We start from the raw sequence: 16,162 nt of genomic DNA, 5'->3' as shown, positions 1-16,162 counted from the left end.
GAAGCCGCCCCGGTACGGGGCGGCCTGCACCGGCGCCTTGTCAGGTGCGGAACCTGCGCACCAGTACGTCCAGTTCATTGGACAACCCGGCCAGGCTTTCCGAATCCTGGCGTGCTGCCTGGGCCAACTCGGCCACCAACTGCGCATCCCCATGAATCTGGCTGATGTGGCGGTTGATATCTTCGGCTACCTGGTGCTGTTCCTCGGCTGCGGTTGCAATCTGCGTGTTCATGTCACGGATCACGTCCACCGACTCGCGGATCTGCCCGAAACTGTCGCGGGCCAGGCCGATACGGCTGACCGACTGCTGCGAAACTTCCAGGCTGGCGTGCATCTGTGCAGCCACCTCGGAGGTGCGGTTGGCCAGGTTGCCCAGCAAACCGTCGATTTCTGCGGTGGAGTCGGCCGTGCGCTTGGCCAGCGCCCGCACTTCATCGGCTACCACGGCAAAGCCACGGCCTTGCTCGCCGGCCCGCGCGGCCTCGATGGCGGCGTTCAGGGCCAGGAGGTTGGTCTGCTCGGCAATCGAGCGAATGGTGCCGAGGATCGACTGGATGGCATTGCTGTCACGCTCCAGTTGCTGGATCGACTGCGCCGACTGCTCGATTTCCTGGCTCAGGCGGTCAACGCTGTGGACCGCCGCATCGATCTGCTGCTGACCTTCACGGGCCTGTTGCTGGCCGCTGTCCGCAGACTGGGCCGCCTGGCTGCACGAGCGCGCCACTTCGTTGGCGGTGGCAACCATCTCGTGGAAGGCGGTGGACACCATGTCCACGGCCTCGCGCTGGCGGCCGGCCGCTTCGGCCATGTTGCTGGACACCTGGGTCGAGCTGTGCGAGGTGCTGAGGATCTTGCTGGCCGCCGCACCGATATGCTGGATCAGGCTGCGAATGGCACTGAGGAACTGGTTGAACCAGTTGGCCAGCTGGGCGGTTTCGTCGCGGCCGCGAATTTCCAGGCTGCGGGTCAGGTCGCCCTCACCCTGGGCAATGTCTTCCAGCCCGTTGGTGACGCTGTTGATCGGGCGCACGATCAGTTTGGCGAAGGCGGCGCCGACCACGGCGAACAGGGCGGCCAGGACCAAGGCGACCACGCCGATCAGCCAGGTCAGGCGGGTAGTGGTCTGCATCACTTCGCCTTGCTCGATCAGGCCGATGAAGGTCCAGCCCAGGCGCTCGTCGGGGTAGACGTTGGCCATGTAGCGCACACCATTGAGCTCGACTTCGACCAGGCCCTTGCCGGCCTTGGCCAACTCGGCATAGCCGTCGCCAAAACTGGCCAGTTGCTTGAAGTTGTGGCTGGCGTCGCGTGGGTCGACCATCACGTTGCCGTTGCTTTCCACCAGCATCAGGAAGCCGCTCTCGCCCAGCTTGATCTGCTTGACGATCTCGGTCAGGCCTTTGAGCGAAACGTCGATGTTGACCACACCGCCGGGGTTGCCCAACTGGTTGGCTACCGCCCGCACGGTGCTGATGAGCACCGCGTCATCGGCAGCCCAGTAATAGGCGCCGGTGCGCACGGTCTTGCCCGGGTTGGCCATGGCCAGTTGGTACCACGGCCGTGGGCGTGGGTCGTAGTTGACGAACTTCTGCCCGGCTGGCCAGCCGACGTAACCGCCGTCGTTGACGCCGTAGGACACGTAGGCATAGTTGGGGTGCGAATCTGCCAGGCGGGTGAAGAAGTCCAGCAGTTGCTTGTCCTGATCGCCCAGCTCGTAGGACGGGTTGGCACTCAGGAACTTGTTCAGGTTGCTGCCTGTGGCGGCCACCATCGGTTGCGCGGCCAGGTACTCGACGTTCTGGTTGATGCCCTGGAAGAAGATGTTCATCGCGTTGCTGACCTGGCGGATTTCCCGGCTGCTGCCGTCAAGGAATCCATCGCGGGCTTCGCCACGCAGGTTAAGGACCACCAGGGTGGCCACCAGCACGATGGGCAAACCGGCGATGACCGCGAATGCCCAGGTCAGTTTCTGTTTGATGCTCATCGACGCTCCCGGAATTGTTGTAGTCGACACACGAGGCAGGTAACCAGTGCATCGGCAGCAGCCGGGTTTTATGTAGCCGAAGCGCCCGTATTTATTGGATAAAGTCGTGATTGGTGACTATTCGGTCGTGTATGGACGCTTTTGGCATACCAAACGCTAGTGGCAGCAGTTGCCAGCGGTGCCATTGGCCAGGTCGCTGAGGATCGGGCAGTCCGGGCGGTCGTCCCCCTGGCAGTGGGATACCAGCTCGCCAAGGGTGTTGCGCAGGCTGACCAGTTCCTCGATGCGCCGGTTCAGTTCATCGATATGCTGCATCGCCAAAGCCTTCACATCGGCGCTGGCCCGCTGGCGGTCTTGCCACAGCGTCAGCAGCTTGCCCACTTCTTCCAGGGAAAACCCCAGGTCGCGGGAGCGCTTGATGAACGCCAGGCTGTGCAAGTCCTCGTCCCGGTACAGGCGGTAGCCATTGTCGCTGCGCGTGGCCGGCTTGAGCAGGCCGATGGATTCGTAGTAACGGATCATCTTGGTGCTGAGCCCGCTGCGGCGGGCGGCCTGGCCAATGTTCATTTTGCCTCCTGGGGGGCGCGGGCGGGTTTCCAGGCCTTTAGCCACAGCGCGTTGCTGACCACGCTGACGCTGGACAAGGCCATGGCGGCGCCCGCCAGTACCGGGTTGAGGTAGCCCAGTGCAGCCAGCGGGATACCGATCAGGTTGTAGATGAATGCCCAGAATAGGTTCTGGCGGATCTTGGCGTAGGTCTTGCGGCTGATTTCCAGGGCAGCGGGCACCAGCCGCGGGTCGCCGCGCATCAAGGTGATGCCGGCTGCCTGCATCGCCACGTCGGTGCCACCCCCCATGGCGATGCCGATGTCGGCGGCGGCCAACGCCGGCGCGTCGTTTATGCCGTCGCCGACCATGGCGACCACGCCAGCCTGCTTGAGGGCCGCCACAGTTGCGGCCTTGTCGGCCGGCAGCACTTCGGCGTGCACATCGTCGATGCCCAAGGCTTCGGCGACCACCTTGGCGCTACCCCGGTTATCGCCAGTCAGCAGATGGCTGCTGATGTGCTGCGCATGCAGGGTGTCGATGGCCTCGGCGGCCCCGGGCTTGAGGCTGTCACCAAAGGCGAACAGGCCCAGTACCTGAGTTTGCTGACCGCGTTCGATCAGCCACGACAGGGTACGCCCCTCGGCTTCCCAGGCGTGTGCCTTGTCGGCCAGGCCGCCGGGCTGCAGCCCGCTTTCATCGAGCAGGCGGCGGTTGCCCAGTGCCAGCTCACGGCCTTCGACACGCCCGGCAATGCCGCGCCCGGTGAGCGACTGGCTGTCGCTGACGCTGGGTACCTGCAGGCCTTGCTCGGTGCAGGCCTGCAGCACCGCCTTGGCCAACGGGTGTTCACTGCCCCGTTGCAGGGCGCCGGCCAGGCGATGCAGGCTGGCGCTGTCGCCGACCAGGGCCTTGCTGTGGACTACCCGCGGGCTGCCCGAGGTCAGGGTACCGGTCTTGTCGAACACCACACGGTTCACCGCATGCGCGCGCTCCAGCGCCTCGGCATCCTTGATGAGGATGCCGTGGCGGGCGGCGACGCCGGTACCGGCCATGATCGCTGCCGGTGTGGCCAGGCCAAGGGCGCAAGGGCAGGCGATGACCAGCACGGCCACGGCGTTGATCAGGGCGGTTTCCAGCGCCGCGCCAGCCAGCCACCAGCCGAGCAGGGTCAGCAGCGCCAGTACCAGCACGGCGGGGACGAATACCTGGCTGACCCGGTCGACCAGCTTCTGGATCGGCGCCTTGGCGGCCTGCGCATCTTCCACCAGGCGGATGATGCGCGCCAGCACGGTCTCGGTGCCCAGGGCTTCGGTACGTACCAGCAACCGGCCTTCGCCATTGATGGCGCCACCGGTGACGCTGTCGCCGGGTTGTTTGGGCACTGGCAGGCTCTCGCCGCTGATCAGGGCTTCATCGGCATGGCTGCTGCCATCCTCGACCACGCCATCGACCGGAAAGCGCTCGCCGGGCTTGACCAGCACCAGGTCGCCCAGGCGCAGCTGGGCGATCGCCACATCTTCTTCCCGGTCGCCAACCACGCGCACTGCGCGCTCCGGGCGCAGTGCCTCGAGCGCGCGAATGGCGCTGGCGGTCTGGCGTTTGGCACGGCTTTCCAGGTACTTGCCCAGCAGCACCAGGGCGATTACCACCGCCGAGGCCTCGAAGTACAGGTGCGGGGCCATGCCGGCGGGGGCCTGGGCCCATTCGTAGAGGCTCAGGCCGTAACCGGCGCTGGTCCCCAGGGCAACCAGCAGGTCCATGTTGCCGGCGCCGGCACGCACGGCTTTCCAGGCGGCGATATAAAAGCGGGCGCCGAGAATGAACTGCACAGGGGTGGCCAGCAGGAATTGCGCCCAGGCGGGCAGCATCCAGTGCAGGCCGAATGGCTGCACCAGCATGGGCAGCACCAAAGGCAGCGCCAGCAGCAATGCTGCAGCCACTGCCAGGCGTTCGTTACGCAGGCGGCGCTGGGCGGTGGCCTGCTCGTCTATGGCGGCTTGCGGCACGCTGGCGCTGTAGCCGGCCTTGTGTACCGTTTCGATCAGCAGGTTGTTATCGAGGGCGGCCAGCACTTCAAGGTGGGCACGTTCACTGGCCAGGTTGACACTCACCTGCTCCACCCCGGGCACTTTGCCAAGGGCCCGCTCCACGCGGCCCACGCAACTGGCGCAGGTCATGCCGCCGATCTGCAGTTCCAGCGTGCGCGTGGGCACGCCGTAGCCGGCTTCGCGTACCGCATCGACCAAGGCTGGCAGGCGGTCGGCCGGGGCCTGGACACGGGCTTTTTCAGTGGTGAGGTTGACGCTGACGTGTTCAGCGCCGCTGACCTTGCGCAATGCGCGCTCGACCCGGCCAGCACAGCTGGCGCAGGTCATGCCGGAGATCGGCAGGTCATAGGTGGTGGATGCGGGCATGGCTCTCCTCCTTGGACAGGGCTCCAGCATCAACCTTGCCATGCAGGGAAGGTCAATAGCCTAGATCGGCGCGCTTCAATTCCAGCCCATATTGACCCATGGTGATGCGATATTTGTTGATCTGGCCCGCCTGCAGGTTCAAACGTGTGCTGCGTTGGTCCTCGATGCCTGGCGCGCAACCCGGGGTTTGCCCAGGCAACCGGCGCAGGCGCACATCGACCGGGCCAGGCGGCAGGTTGAACGAGGTGGACTGCTCCTGAAACACCCGCCCGGAAAGCTGATCATTGAGGTACACCCCGATTTCACAGCTGGTAGCCACTTCCAGGCGCTCCCGGGAAATGATCAGTACGCTGTAGGCCGAGTTGTCCTCTGCGCTGGCCGGTGGCACCACAGCCAGTGCGCTGACCAACCCGACGACGCCCAATGCTGCCCTGAACATGAAAAATCTCCTGCTTGGCTGATCGTCAAAGGCGCAGCTTGGCCGACGCGCGTGCGGATTTCCACCCCAGCTGTTCCACACGGCACTTGACCTTGCCCTGATGGCAAGCTTGAAACTCGTGGAAAACCTGAAGGAGGCAACCCTATGCAAGTGTTCAATGTACAAGGCATGACCTGTGGCCACTGTGTAAAGGCCGTGACGCGGGCAGTGCAGCAGCTGGATGCGTCCGCCAAGGTAGAAGTCGACCTGGCGGCCAAGCAGGTGCGGGTGCAGAGTGAGTTGGTGCAGGAGCAGGTTCTGGCGGCCATCCGCGAGGAAGGGTATCAGGCTGAGGTGGGGTAACAGGTGTCGACCCGGGTTTTGGGTTGAGGCCTTGACGGTGGTGCCGCTGTGCGGCCCATCGCGACAGGGCCTAGGTTTGTTGCAAATGTTTTCACATTCCTAGGGGCGACAGCAGGTAGAATCATCTACTTGCTTAGCCTGCTATGGATTCCTGATGAACCTGCGAATGGTGCTCATCCTGGGCGCACTGAGTGCGTTCGGGCCCTTGGCGATCGACTTCTACCTGCCGGCCTTCCCGGCCATGGCGCAGGCGTTCGCCACCGACGAAAAACACGTCCAGGCCACATTGGCCGCCTATTTCCTTGGCTTGTCCATCGGCCAGTTGGCTTACGGCCCAGTCGCTGACCGTTTTGGCCGGCGCAAACCGCTGATGTTTGGCGTGACCGTGTTCACCCTGGCGTCACTGGCCTGTGCCTATGCCCCCAACCTCGACACCCTGGTGCTGGCACGCTTCGTCCAGGCCCTTGGCGGTTGTGCGGGCATGGTGCTGTCGCGGGCTATCGTCAGCGACAAGTGCGACCCGGTCGCCTCGGCCAAGGTGTTCTCGCAGTTGATGCTGGTCATGGGCCTGGCCCCGATCCTGGCGCCGATGCTGGGTGGGGTGCTGGTGAATGTGGCCGGCTGGCAATCGATTTTCCTTACCCTGGGCCTGTTCAGTGCCGCTTGCCTGTTGGCGGTAAGCCTGGGGTTGCCGGAGAGCATGCCTGAGGACATGCCGCGCCAGCCCTTGTCCGGGGCTTTGCGCCAGTACCTGCGCCTGCTGGCAGACCGGGTGTTCCTCGGCCATGCGGTGACGGGCGGTATCGCCATTGCCGGCATGTTCGCCTACATCGCCGGTTCACCTTTCGTGTTCATCAAGCTGTACGGCGTGCCAGCCGAGCACTATGGCTGGCTGTTTGGTGCCAACGCAGCGGGCTTTATCCTGGTGGCGCAGGTGAACGCCCGTTTGCTGGCCAAGCGTGGGCCGGCCTTCCTGCTGGCCCGTGCCGTGTGGTTGTACCTGGGGGCCGGGCTGGCGCTGCTCGCGGTGGCGGCGTGGCGGCCGACCGCGTTGTGGCCGCTGCTGGTGCCGTTGTTCATCTGCATTGCCAGCCTCGGTTGCATCATCCCCAATGCCTCGGCTTGCGCCATGAGCGGCCAGGGCGCGCGTGCCGGCAGTGCCTCGGCGCTGATGGGTTGTGTCCAGTTCAGCGTGGCGGCGGGCGCAGCGGCGCTGGTGGGGCTGCTGCACGATGGCAGTGCCGTGCCGATGGCCCTGGTGATCTGCCTTTGCGGTGTATTGGCAGTCAGTGCCGCGGTACTGACCCGCCGTTTGCAGGCCAGGGTTCGCGCTTGAGCGGGTGCGGAGCGCGCAGGCGGGTTTCCAGCGTGGCGACAAAGGCCCGTGCCTCGGCCTCGCTGCGGAACCCGACCACATGCTGATCGAGCTGGACCTGCCAAGGGCAGGCGGGGTTTCGGCGCGAAGCGCTGACGACAATTTTCATCGCGGCTTACCTCCAGAAGGGAGCGGCATCAGTTTAGCGCTACTGCTCACGTCTGCCATGCGCTGGCCCGTTGGCCTGACTGGCGGTGCCTGATTGGGTGTTTGCCGGTTGCGCCGCAATGCCTGCAAGTCCGGGGGAACGTTCGCTTTAGTTTGCGCTACTTGTAGTACCTGGCTGTCGGCTACGTCCGAACGTGCCGAAGGTTTTTTTCCTGCTGAGTTTACGAGCGCCTGCCGCAACCGGCCGAAATGCCTAGGCGCAGGGTTTTCGCCGGTCGCATCGGTCCTGTTCCCGACTTGCAATGGGTAGGTATACCCACTGGCTTTTCGACGAGGACTGGGCGTTGTGGGGCTGCCAGATTGAGCATTTCTGCGGCTTATACTGGCGATCCAGGCCAGTGCCAGCGAGAGGTGCTTCCCTGCCAGGGTTGGCCATCGCATCCACACAGTGAACTTGCAGGGAGTTACAGGGACATGAACGCAGTCAGCAGTATCAGCCAGATCGCCAGCCTGATGGCCGACCCCAAGCGCAGTGCCATGTTGTGGGCATTGATCGACGGCACGCCGCGCCTGGCCAACGAGCTTGCGATGATGACCGGCCTGACCTCGTCGTCGGCTTGCGCGCACTTGTCGTTGCTGTCATCGGCTGGGCTGCTGAGGCATGAAGCCCGTGGCCGCAAACGCTATTTTCGCCTGGCTACCCCGCAGGTCGGGGCGGCGGTAGAGGCGCTGGCCAGCGTGCAACTGGAAAGCGCCAGGGGGGAGCGGGCCAAGGCGCCGGTGTCACCGCTGCCCATGTCGCTGCGCCGGGCGCGTCGCTGTGGGGATCACCTGGGGGGCGAGCTGGCCAGTGAGCTATACCACCGCATGGTGGTCGCGGGCTGGCTGGAAGGCAGTGGCCGCCTGTTGATGGTCAGCGATGAAGGGCGGGCGCAGCTGGCCCTGGTAGGGGTGTACATCGATGCCTTGGCGCCGCACCAACAGCGCGGCTGCGTGATCTGCCGCTGCACCGAGTGGAACGACCAGGCGCCGCACCTGGGGGGCGTGTTGGGCCAGGCCTTGTTCAGGCTGTTCCTGCAATCTGGCTGGATGCGCGAGGCCGAGGACACGCGGGCATTGCATATCTCGGCGCTGGGCATCCAGCAGATCAACCGCATAGCCCGCGTAGCCACCTTGCAGGTGGGTTGAGCCGCGCGTCAGGCCAGCCTGGCGTCCAGGCTGTTCTGGGCCAGGCGGCGGGCCTGATCTTCGGTCATGCCCAGGTGAGTGTGCAGGGCGTGGAAGTTTTCCGTGACGTAGCCGCCGAAGTACGCCGGGTCGTCCGAGTTCACCGTAACCTTCACTCCACGCTCGAGCATGTCGAGAATGTTGTGCTGGCTCATGTGGTCGAACACGCAGAGCTTGGTGTTGGACAGCGGGCACACGGTCAACGGGATCTGTTCGTCGATGATGCGCTGCATCAGCCGCTCGTCTTCGATGGCGCGTACGCCGTGGTCGATTCGCTTGATCTGCAGCAGGTCCAGCGCTTCCCAGATGTACTCGGGCGGGCCTTCTTCGCCAGCGTGGGCGACGGCAACCAGGCCTTCGCTCCGCGCGCGGTCGAATACACGCTGGAACTTGCTGGGTGGGTGGCCCATTTCCGAGCTGTCCAGGCCAACGGCAATGAACGCATCGCGGAAGGGCAGCGCCTGGTCGAGGGTTTTTTGTGCCTCCTCTTCACTCAGGTGGCGCAGGAAGCTCAGGATAAGGCCACTGCTGATGCCCAACTGCTCGCGGCCATCCTTGAGCGCTTGGTTGATACCGTTGAGCACCACTTCAAAGGGGATACCCCGGTCGGTGTGGGTTTGCGGGTCGTAGAACGGCTCGGTATGGATCACGTTCTGCGCCTTGCAGCGCTGCAGGTAGGCCCAGGTCAGGTCATAGAAATCCTGCTCGGTGCGCAATACATCGGCGCCCTGGTAATACAGGTCCAGGAACTCCTGAAGGTTGTTGAAGGCATAGGCCCCGCGCAGGGTTTCCACATCGGCCCATGGCAGGGCGATCTTGTTGCGCTCGGCCAGGGCGAACAGCAGCTCAGGCTCCAGCGAGCCTTCGAGGTGCAGGTGCAGCTCCGCCTTGGGCAGGGCGTTCAACCAGTCATACATAAGGGCATATCTCGATCAGGTACGGTTGCCGGCATTCTACAGGGGCTGGCCGGGTATTGCGCCCGGCCGGGCTGCGACCTGATGAATCACCAGGTCAGGGTTTCGCCTTTGTAATTGATGAAGCGCAGGCCGCCTGTACCGCTTTGCGCCTTGATTTGTTCAAGCATGCCGCGGGTGCTGGTGAGCACGTCGATCTCTGCGTGCTCGCCACCCATGTCGGTCTTCACCCAGCCAGGGTGCATGGCCAGAACGCACAGGTCGGGGCGTTGTTGTTCGACGACGAAGCTGTTGATCATCGAGTTCAACGCCGCCTTGCTGGCTTTGTACAAGCAGAGTTCGCCGCCGTCGGGGACAGTGACGCTGCCCAGGACCGAACTCATGAAGGCCAGCACGCCACTGCCGTTGCGAACTTGGCCGACCAGGCGGCGGGCGACGCGAATCGGGGCCACGGCATTGGTCATGAACAGGTCGCCGATGGCGTCTTTGTGCACGCTTTCAAGGTCTTGCGGCAGTGGGCCCATGACCCCGGCGTTGACGAATACCAGGTCGAATACCTGGCCTTGCAGGCGTTGCTTCAGGCCATCGAGCTGGGCGGTGTCGTTCATTTCCAGTTGCTCGATGTGCACACCAGGCACAGCTGCCAGGGCTCCGGGCTGCTGAGGGTTGCGGACGGTGGCGGTAATGCTCCAGCCGTCTTCCTGCAGGCGTTGCACCAGGCCCAGGCCGAGCCCGCGCGAGGCGCCGATGATAAGTGCGTGCTTTGCGTCAGCCATGGGGCGCTCCTTGTTGGTTTTTCGGATGGAGGTGGTTAAAAAATGTGCAGCAGCGGTAAACCCCGTGCCGCTGGGGGCTTTGCACGGTGGCGCACGGGTTATCCACAGGCTGCTCCACAGTTAATGTGTGAAACATGGGCTGACCCTGCCGGTTGTGGCGGGTGTGAGGCTGGGGATAACCTGAATTCATTCAATGCCTTGAGCCTGCCGGTAGTGCCGATCAAATAATGATCAAAGCGCTACAGGCCATGCCTGCTCTGGCTTGCAGCATGATGCCCCAAGCTTATCCACAGGCAGGCCCACAGCAGTTGTGGGCAGATTCAGCGCGCTTGCAGCAGTATACGCCCGCGGCTAAGGTCGGCCAGTTGCTGCTGCAACGCTGCTAGGTGGGCTTCACCCAGAGCGATCAACAGGTCCACGCCATTGGCTGTGAACTGCTCGTCGAGCACCAGCCCATCGACCTCGGCCAGGCGCAGTTTTACCAGTGCCAGTTCGCTGAAGCTGCAACTGCAGGCGAACTCGCTGCGCTGCACCAGCAGCCGCTTGGGGGCCTGTTGCAGGCACTTGTTGGCGCCCCCACCGTAGGCCCTGGCCAGGCCGCCCGTACCCAGCTGGATACCACCGTACCAGCGAATCACCAGCACCACGACCTGATCGCAGTCCTGCGCCTCGATCGCGGCCAGGATGGGCCGCCCGGCAGTGCCACCGGGTTCGCCGTCGTCGCTGCTGCGGTACTGCGCGCCGAGCTTCCAGGCCCAGCAGTTATGGGTAGCGGCCAGGTCGCTGTGGCGTTCGATGAAGCTCATCGCTTCGGCGGCACTGGTGATCGGCCCGGCCAGGGTGATGAAGCGGCTTTTACGGATTTCCTCGCGGTATTCGCAGAGGTCGAGAAGGGTAGAGGGCATAAATGTGGGTCAGGCAGCCGGCTTGATGCCGCAGCCCTTGAGAATGATGTGGATAAGGTTGTTGCTCGCTTCTTCCATGTCTTGCTTGGTCAGGCGGCTACGGCCGGTAACCTGGCAGATCTGGGTGGCGAAATCGGCATAGTGCTGGGTGCTGCCCCATAGCAGGAATATCAGATGCACGGGGTCTACCCGGTCCATCTTGCCGGCATCCATCCACGCCTCGAATACGGCGGCGCGGCCACGGAACCATTCGCGGTAGTCGGCACTGAAGTACTCGGTCAGGCAGGTGCCGCCGCTGATCACTTCCATGGCGAAAATACGCGATGCCTGGGGGTTGCGCCGCGAGAACTCCATCTTGGTGCGAATGTACTGGCTCAGTGCTGCACCGGGGTCGTCCTCGACGCTCAGGGCGTTGAAGGTGCTGTCCCACAGCTCGATGATGTTGCTGAGCACGGCAATGTAGAGGCCCAGCTTGTTGGTGAAGTAATAATGCAGGTTGGCCTTGGGCAACCCTGCCTTCAGCGCAATGGTGTTCATGCTGGTGCCCTTGAAGCCATGGCGGGCAAACTCGTCTTCGGCGGCCTGGATAATGGCCTGTTCGTTCTTCTGGCGGATGCGGCCCGCGGGCTTGCCCGAGGCGGATAGGCGATGCGCAGGGACTTCTAGGGTCATGGACGATTCCGTACGGGTCAGTGGCTGCGGCTGTCGGACAAGATTACCTGCCTGTGCCAAGGTGACAAGCGTTTGCGGCAGAGACAGGCATCAGCGTGTCGCAGCCAGGCTGTCGAGAAAGCTTTCCAGAACCAGGTTGGGTCGCCTGCCTTTGCGTGTCACCCAGCTCAGGCTCAGGTCGTAGAAGCGCTCGCGCGGTTTGAGTGCCCGCAAGCGGCCCTGCTGGACCCAGAACGTGGCGTAGTGGTCGGGCAGGTAACCGATGTAGCGCCCGGTAAGGATGAGAAACGCCATGCCCTCACGGTCCGAAGCACTGGCCGTGCAGTGCAGCGCCTGGTAATGCGCCTGGATTTCGGCCGGCAGGCGGAATGTGGGGGTGATGGCTTCCTGGCTGTTGAGTCGCTCGTCGTCGATCTGCTGGTCGTCTGCATAGAACAGTGGGTGACCGACCGCGCAGTACAGCAAGGAACGCTCGCTGTACAACGGTTGATATTCCAGGCCCGAAAGCGGGCTGGTCTGTGGCACCACGCCTACATGCAGGCTGCCGTCGAGCACGCCGTGTTCGACCTGGCTGGGCGCGATCATGCGGATCTGGATGCGCACATCGGGGCCACGGTCCTTGAGTTCGGCCAGGGCATGGGTGATGCGCATGTGCGGCAGGGTGACCAGGTTATCGGTCAGGCCGATGTTCAGCTCGCCGCGCAGATGCTGGTGCAGGCCATTGACCTCGGTACGGAAGCTTTCCAGTGCGCTGAGCAGTTGCAGGGCCGAATGATAGACCTCCCGGCCTTCCTCGGTCAGCGAGAAACCGGCGCGGCCGCGCTGGCACAGGCGCAGCCCCAGGCGTTGCTCGAGGTCGTTCATTTGCTGGCTGATGGCCGAGCGGCCGATGCCCAGCACGTTCTCGGCGGCCGAAAAACCACCGCATTCGACTACGCTGCGGTAGATCTTCAGCAGGCGGATGTCGAAGTCGCTGACCTGCGCAAGTGGATCGGGGCGTCGGCTCATTAGTTTAGTAGCGGCCTGTGTGAAGATTAGAAATGTAGGCTTTTTCAGACTCTATCCGCGTGCCAACTTAGCTGCAACCACATCCATCGTTGCCTGATCGTCTTTCGAGGAACCGCCGATGAACATGCCTGAAACCGCCCCCGTGGGTATCGCCAGCCAGCTCAAGCTTGACGCCCACTGGATGCCGTACACGGCCAACCGCAACTTCCAGCGCGACCCGCGCCTGATCGTGGCGGCCGATGGCAACCACCTGGTCGATGACCAGGGGCGCAGGATCTTTGACGCGCTTTCCGGCCTGTGGACCTGCGGCGCCGGGCACACCCGCAAGGAAATCACCGACGCGGTGACCCGCCAGTTGGGCACGCTCGATTACTCCCCGGCGTTCCAGTTCGGCCACCCATTGTCGTTCCAGCTGGCGGAAAAGATCGCCGACCTGGTGCCAGGTAACCTGAACCACGTCTTCTATACCAACTCGGGCTCCGAGTGCGCCGACACGGCGCTGAAGATGGTGCGGGCTTACTGGCGCCTGAAAGGCCAGGCGACCAAGACCAAGATCATCGGCCGTGCCCGTGGCTACCACGGCGTGAACATCGCCGGCACCAGCCTGGGTGGGGTCAATGGCAACCGCAAGATGTTCGGCCAACTGCTGGATGTCGATCACCTGCCTCATACCGTATTGCCGGTGAACGCGTTCTCCAAAGGCATGCCCGAAGAGGGTGGCATCGCCCTTGCCGAAGAAATGCTCAAACTGATCGAGCTGCACGACGCGTCCAATATCGCCGCGGTGATCGTCGAGCCCATGGCCGGTTCCGCCGGTGTGCTGCCGCCGCCTAAGGGTTACCTCAAGCGCCTGCGTGAAATCTGCACCCAGTACAACATTCTGCTGATCTTCGACGAGGTGATTACCGGCTTCGGCCGCATGGGCGCCATGACCGGCTCGCAGGCCTTCGGCGTAACCCCGGACCTGATGTGCATCGCCAAGCAGGTGACCAACGGCGCCATTCCGATGGGCGCGGTGATTGCCAGCAGCGAGATCTACCAGACCTTCATGGACCAGCCAACGCCAGAGTACGCCGTGGAGTTCCCGCACGGTTATACCTACTCGGCCCACCCGGTGGCCTGTGCCGCGGGTATCGCTGCCTTGGACCTGCTGCAGAAGGAAAACCTGGTGCAGGCCTCCGCCGAGCTGGCACCGCACTTCGAAAAGCTGCTGCACGGCGTGAAGGGCACCAAGAACGTCGTCGATATCCGTAACTATGGCCTGGCTGGCGCGATCCAGATCGCCGCCCGTGACGGTGATGCCATTGTTCGCCCTTACGAAGCGGCGATGAAACTGTGGCGCGCGGGCTTCTATGTACGCTTTGGTGGCGACACCTTGCAGTTCGGCCCAACCTTCAACACACAGCCGCATGAACTGGACCGCCTGTTCGACGCTGTCGGCGAAACCCTGAACCTGATCGACTGATCTTTCTGATTTTGCTGCGCGGCGCGTGCGCAGACGCGCGCCGGCCTCTACCTTCTTCATCTGGAGTTTTGCATGAGCATTGTTCAGCACCTGATTCACGGCGAGCTGGTTACCAAGGGTGAGCGCACCGCCGATGTCTTCAACCCATCCACCGGCCAGGCCGTGCGCAAAGTCGAGCTGGCCAGCCGCGCGACCGTGCAGGAAGCGATTGATTCGGCCAAGGCGGCGTTCCCAGCTTGGCGCAATACGCCACCGGCCAAGCGGGCTCAGGTGATGTTCCGCTTCAAGCAACTGCTGGAGCAGAATGAAGCGCGCATTTCGCAAATGATCAGCGAAGAGCATGGCAAGACGCTGGAAGACGCCGCTGGCGAACTGAAGCGTGGTATCGAGAACGTCGAGTTTGCCTGCGCCGCGCCTGAAGTGCTCAAAGGCGAGTACAGCCGCAACGTGGGCCCGAACATCGATGCCTGGTCTGATTTCCAGCCGTTGGGTGTGGTTGCCGGTATTACGCCGTTCAACTTCCCGGCCATGGTGCCGCTGTGGATGTACCCGCTGGCGATTGCCTGTGGTAACGCCTTCATTCTCAAGCCGTCCGAACGTGACCCTAGCTCCACCCTGTTCATCGCCCAGTTGCTGCTGGAGGCCGGTCTGCCGAAGGGCATCCTCAACGTGGTGCACGGTGACAAGGAAGCGGTGGATGCGTTGATCGAAGCGCCGGAAGTGAAAGCGCTCAGTTTTGTGGGTTCTACGCCGATTGCCGAGTACATCTATGCCGAGGGCACCAAGCGCGGCAAGCGCGTGCAAGCCCTGGGTGGTGCCAAGAACCATGCGGTACTGATGCCGGACGCCGACCTGGATAACGCGGTCAGCGCACTGATGGGGGCGGCCTACGGTTCGTGTGGCGAGCGCTGCATGGCCATTTCGGTGGCGGTGTGCGTGGGTGACCAGGTGGCTGATGCGCTGATCGCCAAGCTGCAACCGCAGATCAAAGCCTTGAAGATTGGTGCAGGCACTTCGTGCGGTCTGGACATGGGGCCACTGGTCACTGCCGCTGCGCGTGACAAGGTGGTGGGCTACATCGATGAGGGCGTTGCAGCGGGGGCCGAGCTGGTGGTGGATGGCCGTGGCTTCCGAGTGGCCGGGAATGAAGATGGCTACTTCGTGGGCGGTACCTTGTTCGACAAGGTCACGCCAGAGATGCGTATCTATAAAGAAGAGATTTTCGGCCCGGTACTGTGCGTGGTGCGGGTCAACAGCCTGGAACAGGCCATGCAACTGATCAACGATCATGAATATGGCAACGGCACGTGCATCTTCACCCGTGACGGTGAGGCCGCGCGTTTGTTCTGCGACGAAATCGAAGTGGGCATGGTGGGAGTCAACGTTCCGCTGCCGGTGCCGGTGGCGTATCACAGCTTTGGTGGTTGGAAACGTTCGTTGTTCGGTGACCTGCATGCGTACGGGCCGGACGGGGTGCGCTTCTATACCCGTCGCAAGGCAATTACCCAGCGTTGGCCGCAGCGGGCCAGCCATGAAGCATCGCAGTTTGCGTTCCCAAGCTTGTAAGGGGTGAGGGGGAGCGGGGAGGCCGGTAGGCCTCCCCGTTTTGCTTTTTAGGGTTTTCTTGAAATTAAAGGTTGACGCCCTCTCGAATCCCCTTATAATGCGCCCCACTTCCAGCGACAATGGAACGACAAACTCCTTGAAATTCAATGAGTTAATCGATTCGGAGGGCGCTGTAAGGGCTACGATCGAATGATCGAATGCGGTCGAGATGATGGTTGACAGCGCTTCTAAACGCTGTATGATTCGCCTCCCGCTACGAGAGATCGCAGCGAGTCAAGTGTTTGAAGCTAAACGAGTTTCTCGCAAAAAACTTCAAAATAAACGCTTGACAGCAAGTGAGGAAAGCGTAGAATGCGCGCCTCGGTTGAGACGAAACGCTCTTAACCAACCGCTCTTTAACAAATCGAATCAAGCAATT

At 63.0% G+C, this 16,162-nt stretch carries 16 protein-coding genes and 1 pseudogene; 6 read left to right on the top strand and 11 right to left on the bottom strand.

All coding sequences use genetic code 11. From position 1 onward, the window contains the following. Nucleotides 1–40: 40 nt before the first annotated feature. The 5 genes and pseudogenes from EGJ22_RS26850 to EGJ22_RS03040 all read right to left on the bottom strand — a co-directional run bounded on the left by EGJ22_RS26850 (nt 41) and on the right by EGJ22_RS03040 (nt 5,386). Nucleotides 41–769: a methyl-accepting chemotaxis protein gene (locus EGJ22_RS26850; RefSeq protein WP_370738651.1), complete on the bottom strand. Its 729-nt coding sequence runs from the start codon at nt 767–769 to the stop codon at nt 41–43. A 129-nt stretch (nt 770–898) separates the two neighbouring features. Further along, nucleotides 899–1,828 (bottom strand): annotated as a pseudogene (locus EGJ22_RS26845) (cache domain-containing protein); the annotation flags it as partial. Between the two features lie 312 nt (nt 1,829–2,140). Continuing rightward, nucleotides 2,141–2,551, bottom strand: a complete 411-nt coding sequence (gene cueR / locus EGJ22_RS03050) for a Cu(I)-responsive transcriptional regulator (RefSeq protein WP_009685791.1) — start codon at nt 2,549–2,551, stop codon at nt 2,141–2,143. Beyond that, nucleotides 2,548–4,947 (bottom strand): heavy metal translocating P-type ATPase, encoded by a 2,400-nt coding sequence (locus EGJ22_RS03045; protein ID WP_029885174.1) that lies wholly within the window; start codon nt 4,945–4,947, stop codon nt 2,548–2,550. The genes cueR and EGJ22_RS03045 overlap by 4 nt, the downstream gene beginning before the upstream one ends. A gap of 52 nt (nt 4,948–4,999) precedes the next feature. Beyond that, entirely contained in the window at nt 5,000–5,386 is a 387-nt protein-coding gene (locus EGJ22_RS03040; protein ID WP_029885175.1) for a hypothetical protein, read from the bottom strand. A gap of 144 nt (nt 5,387–5,530) precedes the next feature. Between EGJ22_RS03040 and EGJ22_RS03035 the strand changes: the two genes are divergently transcribed. Together EGJ22_RS03035 and EGJ22_RS03030 are read left to right on the top strand one after the other, a co-directional pair. Continuing rightward, nucleotides 5,531–5,728 (top strand): heavy-metal-associated domain-containing protein, encoded by a 198-nt coding sequence (locus EGJ22_RS03035; RefSeq protein ID WP_009685795.1) that lies wholly within the window; start codon nt 5,531–5,533, stop codon nt 5,726–5,728. 154 nt (nt 5,729–5,882) lie between these two features. Next, the gene (locus tag EGJ22_RS03030) at nt 5,883–7,064 is read left to right on the top strand and encodes a multidrug effflux MFS transporter (RefSeq protein WP_029885176.1); all 1,182 of its coding nucleotides are present in this window, start codon (nt 5,883–5,885) and stop codon (nt 7,062–7,064) included. Here EGJ22_RS03030 and EGJ22_RS26375 read toward each other — a convergent pair. Beyond that, the gene (locus tag EGJ22_RS26375; RefSeq protein ID WP_080709162.1) at nt 7,015–7,212 is read right to left on the bottom strand and encodes a hypothetical protein; all 198 of its coding nucleotides are present in this window, start codon (nt 7,210–7,212) and stop codon (nt 7,015–7,017) included. The two genes, EGJ22_RS03030 and EGJ22_RS26375, sit on opposite strands and share 50 nt — an antisense overlap. Before the next feature lie 473 nt (nt 7,213–7,685). Between EGJ22_RS26375 and EGJ22_RS03020 the strand changes: the two genes are divergently transcribed. Further along, nucleotides 7,686–8,399: a helix-turn-helix transcriptional regulator gene (locus EGJ22_RS03020; RefSeq protein WP_009685798.1), complete on the top strand. Its 714-nt coding sequence runs from the start codon at nt 7,686–7,688 to the stop codon at nt 8,397–8,399. A gap of 8 nt (nt 8,400–8,407) precedes the next feature. On the opposite strand, the gene EGJ22_RS03015 is transcribed toward EGJ22_RS03020, so the two are convergent. From EGJ22_RS03015 to EGJ22_RS02995, 5 genes are all read right to left on the bottom strand, one after another. Continuing rightward, on the bottom strand, nt 8,408–9,355 hold the full coding sequence (locus EGJ22_RS03015; RefSeq protein ID WP_029885177.1) for an adenosine deaminase: 948 nt from the start codon (nt 9,353–9,355) through the stop codon (nt 8,408–8,410). An 86-nt stretch (nt 9,356–9,441) separates the two neighbouring features. Then, a complete protein-coding gene (locus EGJ22_RS03010; protein WP_009685800.1) occupies nt 9,442–10,128 on the bottom strand; it encodes an SDR family oxidoreductase in 687 nt (228 codons plus the stop codon). Between the two features lie 320 nt (nt 10,129–10,448). Beyond that, on the bottom strand, nt 10,449–11,033 hold the full coding sequence (locus tag EGJ22_RS03005; protein WP_029885178.1) for a YigZ family protein: 585 nt from the start codon (nt 11,031–11,033) through the stop codon (nt 10,449–10,451). Nucleotides 11,034–11,042: 9 nt separating this feature from the next. Beyond that, the gene (locus tag EGJ22_RS03000) at nt 11,043–11,705 is read right to left on the bottom strand and encodes a TetR/AcrR family transcriptional regulator (RefSeq protein ID WP_009685802.1); all 663 of its coding nucleotides are present in this window, start codon (nt 11,703–11,705) and stop codon (nt 11,043–11,045) included. A gap of 90 nt (nt 11,706–11,795) precedes the next feature. Continuing rightward, nucleotides 11,796–12,713 (bottom strand): LysR family transcriptional regulator, encoded by a 918-nt coding sequence (locus tag EGJ22_RS02995; RefSeq protein WP_009685803.1) that lies wholly within the window; start codon nt 12,711–12,713, stop codon nt 11,796–11,798. A gap of 118 nt (nt 12,714–12,831) precedes the next feature. Here EGJ22_RS02995 and EGJ22_RS02990 point away from each other — a divergent pair, with 118 nt between their 5' ends. The 3 genes from EGJ22_RS02990 to EGJ22_RS26245 form a co-directional block, all read left to right on the top strand. After that, nucleotides 12,832–14,178 (top strand): aspartate aminotransferase family protein, encoded by a 1,347-nt coding sequence (locus EGJ22_RS02990; protein WP_029885179.1) that lies wholly within the window; start codon nt 12,832–12,834, stop codon nt 14,176–14,178. Nucleotides 14,179–14,250: 72 nt separating this feature from the next. Beyond that, a complete protein-coding gene (locus EGJ22_RS02985) occupies nt 14,251–15,744 on the top strand; it encodes a CoA-acylating methylmalonate-semialdehyde dehydrogenase (protein ID WP_009685805.1) in 1,494 nt (497 codons plus the stop codon). A gap of 208 nt (nt 15,745–15,952) precedes the next feature. Beyond that, nucleotides 15,953–16,162 (top strand): hypothetical protein (locus EGJ22_RS26245; RefSeq protein WP_218568203.1); only part of this gene is annotated, 210 nt, incomplete at its 3' end.

This window comes from Pseudomonas sp. p99-361, assembly GCF_003935475.1.
Classification (GTDB): Bacteria; Pseudomonadota; Gammaproteobacteria; order Pseudomonadales; family Pseudomonadaceae; genus Aquipseudomonas; species Aquipseudomonas juntendi.
Note: the sequence above shows the minus strand (reverse complement) of the source record. Positions and strands in the feature narration are given on the sequence as shown.

What these genes read in the sequence shown, in the direction of transcription:
- EGJ22_RS26850 (WP_370738651.1), bottom strand. Translation starts at nt 769, where the DNA reads ATGGTGTCCACCGCCTTCCACGAGATGGTTGCCACCGCCAACGAAGTG.
- cueR (WP_009685791.1), bottom strand. Translation starts at nt 2,551, where the DNA reads ATGAACATTGGCCAGGCCGCCCGCCGCAGCGGGCTCAGCACCAAGATG.
- EGJ22_RS03045 (WP_029885174.1), bottom strand. Translation starts at nt 4,947, where the DNA reads ATGCCCGCATCCACCACCTATGACCTGCCGATCTCCGGCATGACCTGC.
- EGJ22_RS03040 (WP_029885175.1), bottom strand. Translation starts at nt 5,386, where the DNA reads ATGTTCAGGGCAGCATTGGGCGTCGTCGGGTTGGTCAGCGCACTGGCT.
- EGJ22_RS03035 (WP_009685795.1), top strand. Translation starts at nt 5,531, where the DNA reads ATGCAAGTGTTCAATGTACAAGGCATGACCTGTGGCCACTGTGTAAAG.
- EGJ22_RS03030 (WP_029885176.1), top strand. Translation starts at nt 5,883, where the DNA reads ATGAACCTGCGAATGGTGCTCATCCTGGGCGCACTGAGTGCGTTCGGG.
- EGJ22_RS26375 (WP_080709162.1), bottom strand. Translation starts at nt 7,212, where the DNA reads ATGAAAATTGTCGTCAGCGCTTCGCGCCGAAACCCCGCCTGCCCTTGG.
- EGJ22_RS03020 (WP_009685798.1), top strand. Translation starts at nt 7,686, where the DNA reads ATGAACGCAGTCAGCAGTATCAGCCAGATCGCCAGCCTGATGGCCGAC.
- EGJ22_RS03015 (WP_029885177.1), bottom strand. Translation starts at nt 9,355, where the DNA reads ATGTATGACTGGTTGAACGCCCTGCCCAAGGCGGAGCTGCACCTGCAC.
- EGJ22_RS03010 (WP_009685800.1), bottom strand. Translation starts at nt 10,128, where the DNA reads ATGGCTGACGCAAAGCACGCACTTATCATCGGCGCCTCGCGCGGGCTC.
- EGJ22_RS03005 (WP_029885178.1), bottom strand. Translation starts at nt 11,033, where the DNA reads ATGCCCTCTACCCTTCTCGACCTCTGCGAATACCGCGAGGAAATCCGT.
- EGJ22_RS03000 (WP_009685802.1), bottom strand. Translation starts at nt 11,705, where the DNA reads ATGACCCTAGAAGTCCCTGCGCATCGCCTATCCGCCTCGGGCAAGCCC.
- EGJ22_RS02995 (WP_009685803.1), bottom strand. Translation starts at nt 12,713, where the DNA reads ATGAGCCGACGCCCCGATCCACTTGCGCAGGTCAGCGACTTCGACATC.
- EGJ22_RS02990 (WP_029885179.1), top strand. Translation starts at nt 12,832, where the DNA reads ATGAACATGCCTGAAACCGCCCCCGTGGGTATCGCCAGCCAGCTCAAG.
- EGJ22_RS02985 (WP_009685805.1), top strand. Translation starts at nt 14,251, where the DNA reads ATGAGCATTGTTCAGCACCTGATTCACGGCGAGCTGGTTACCAAGGGT.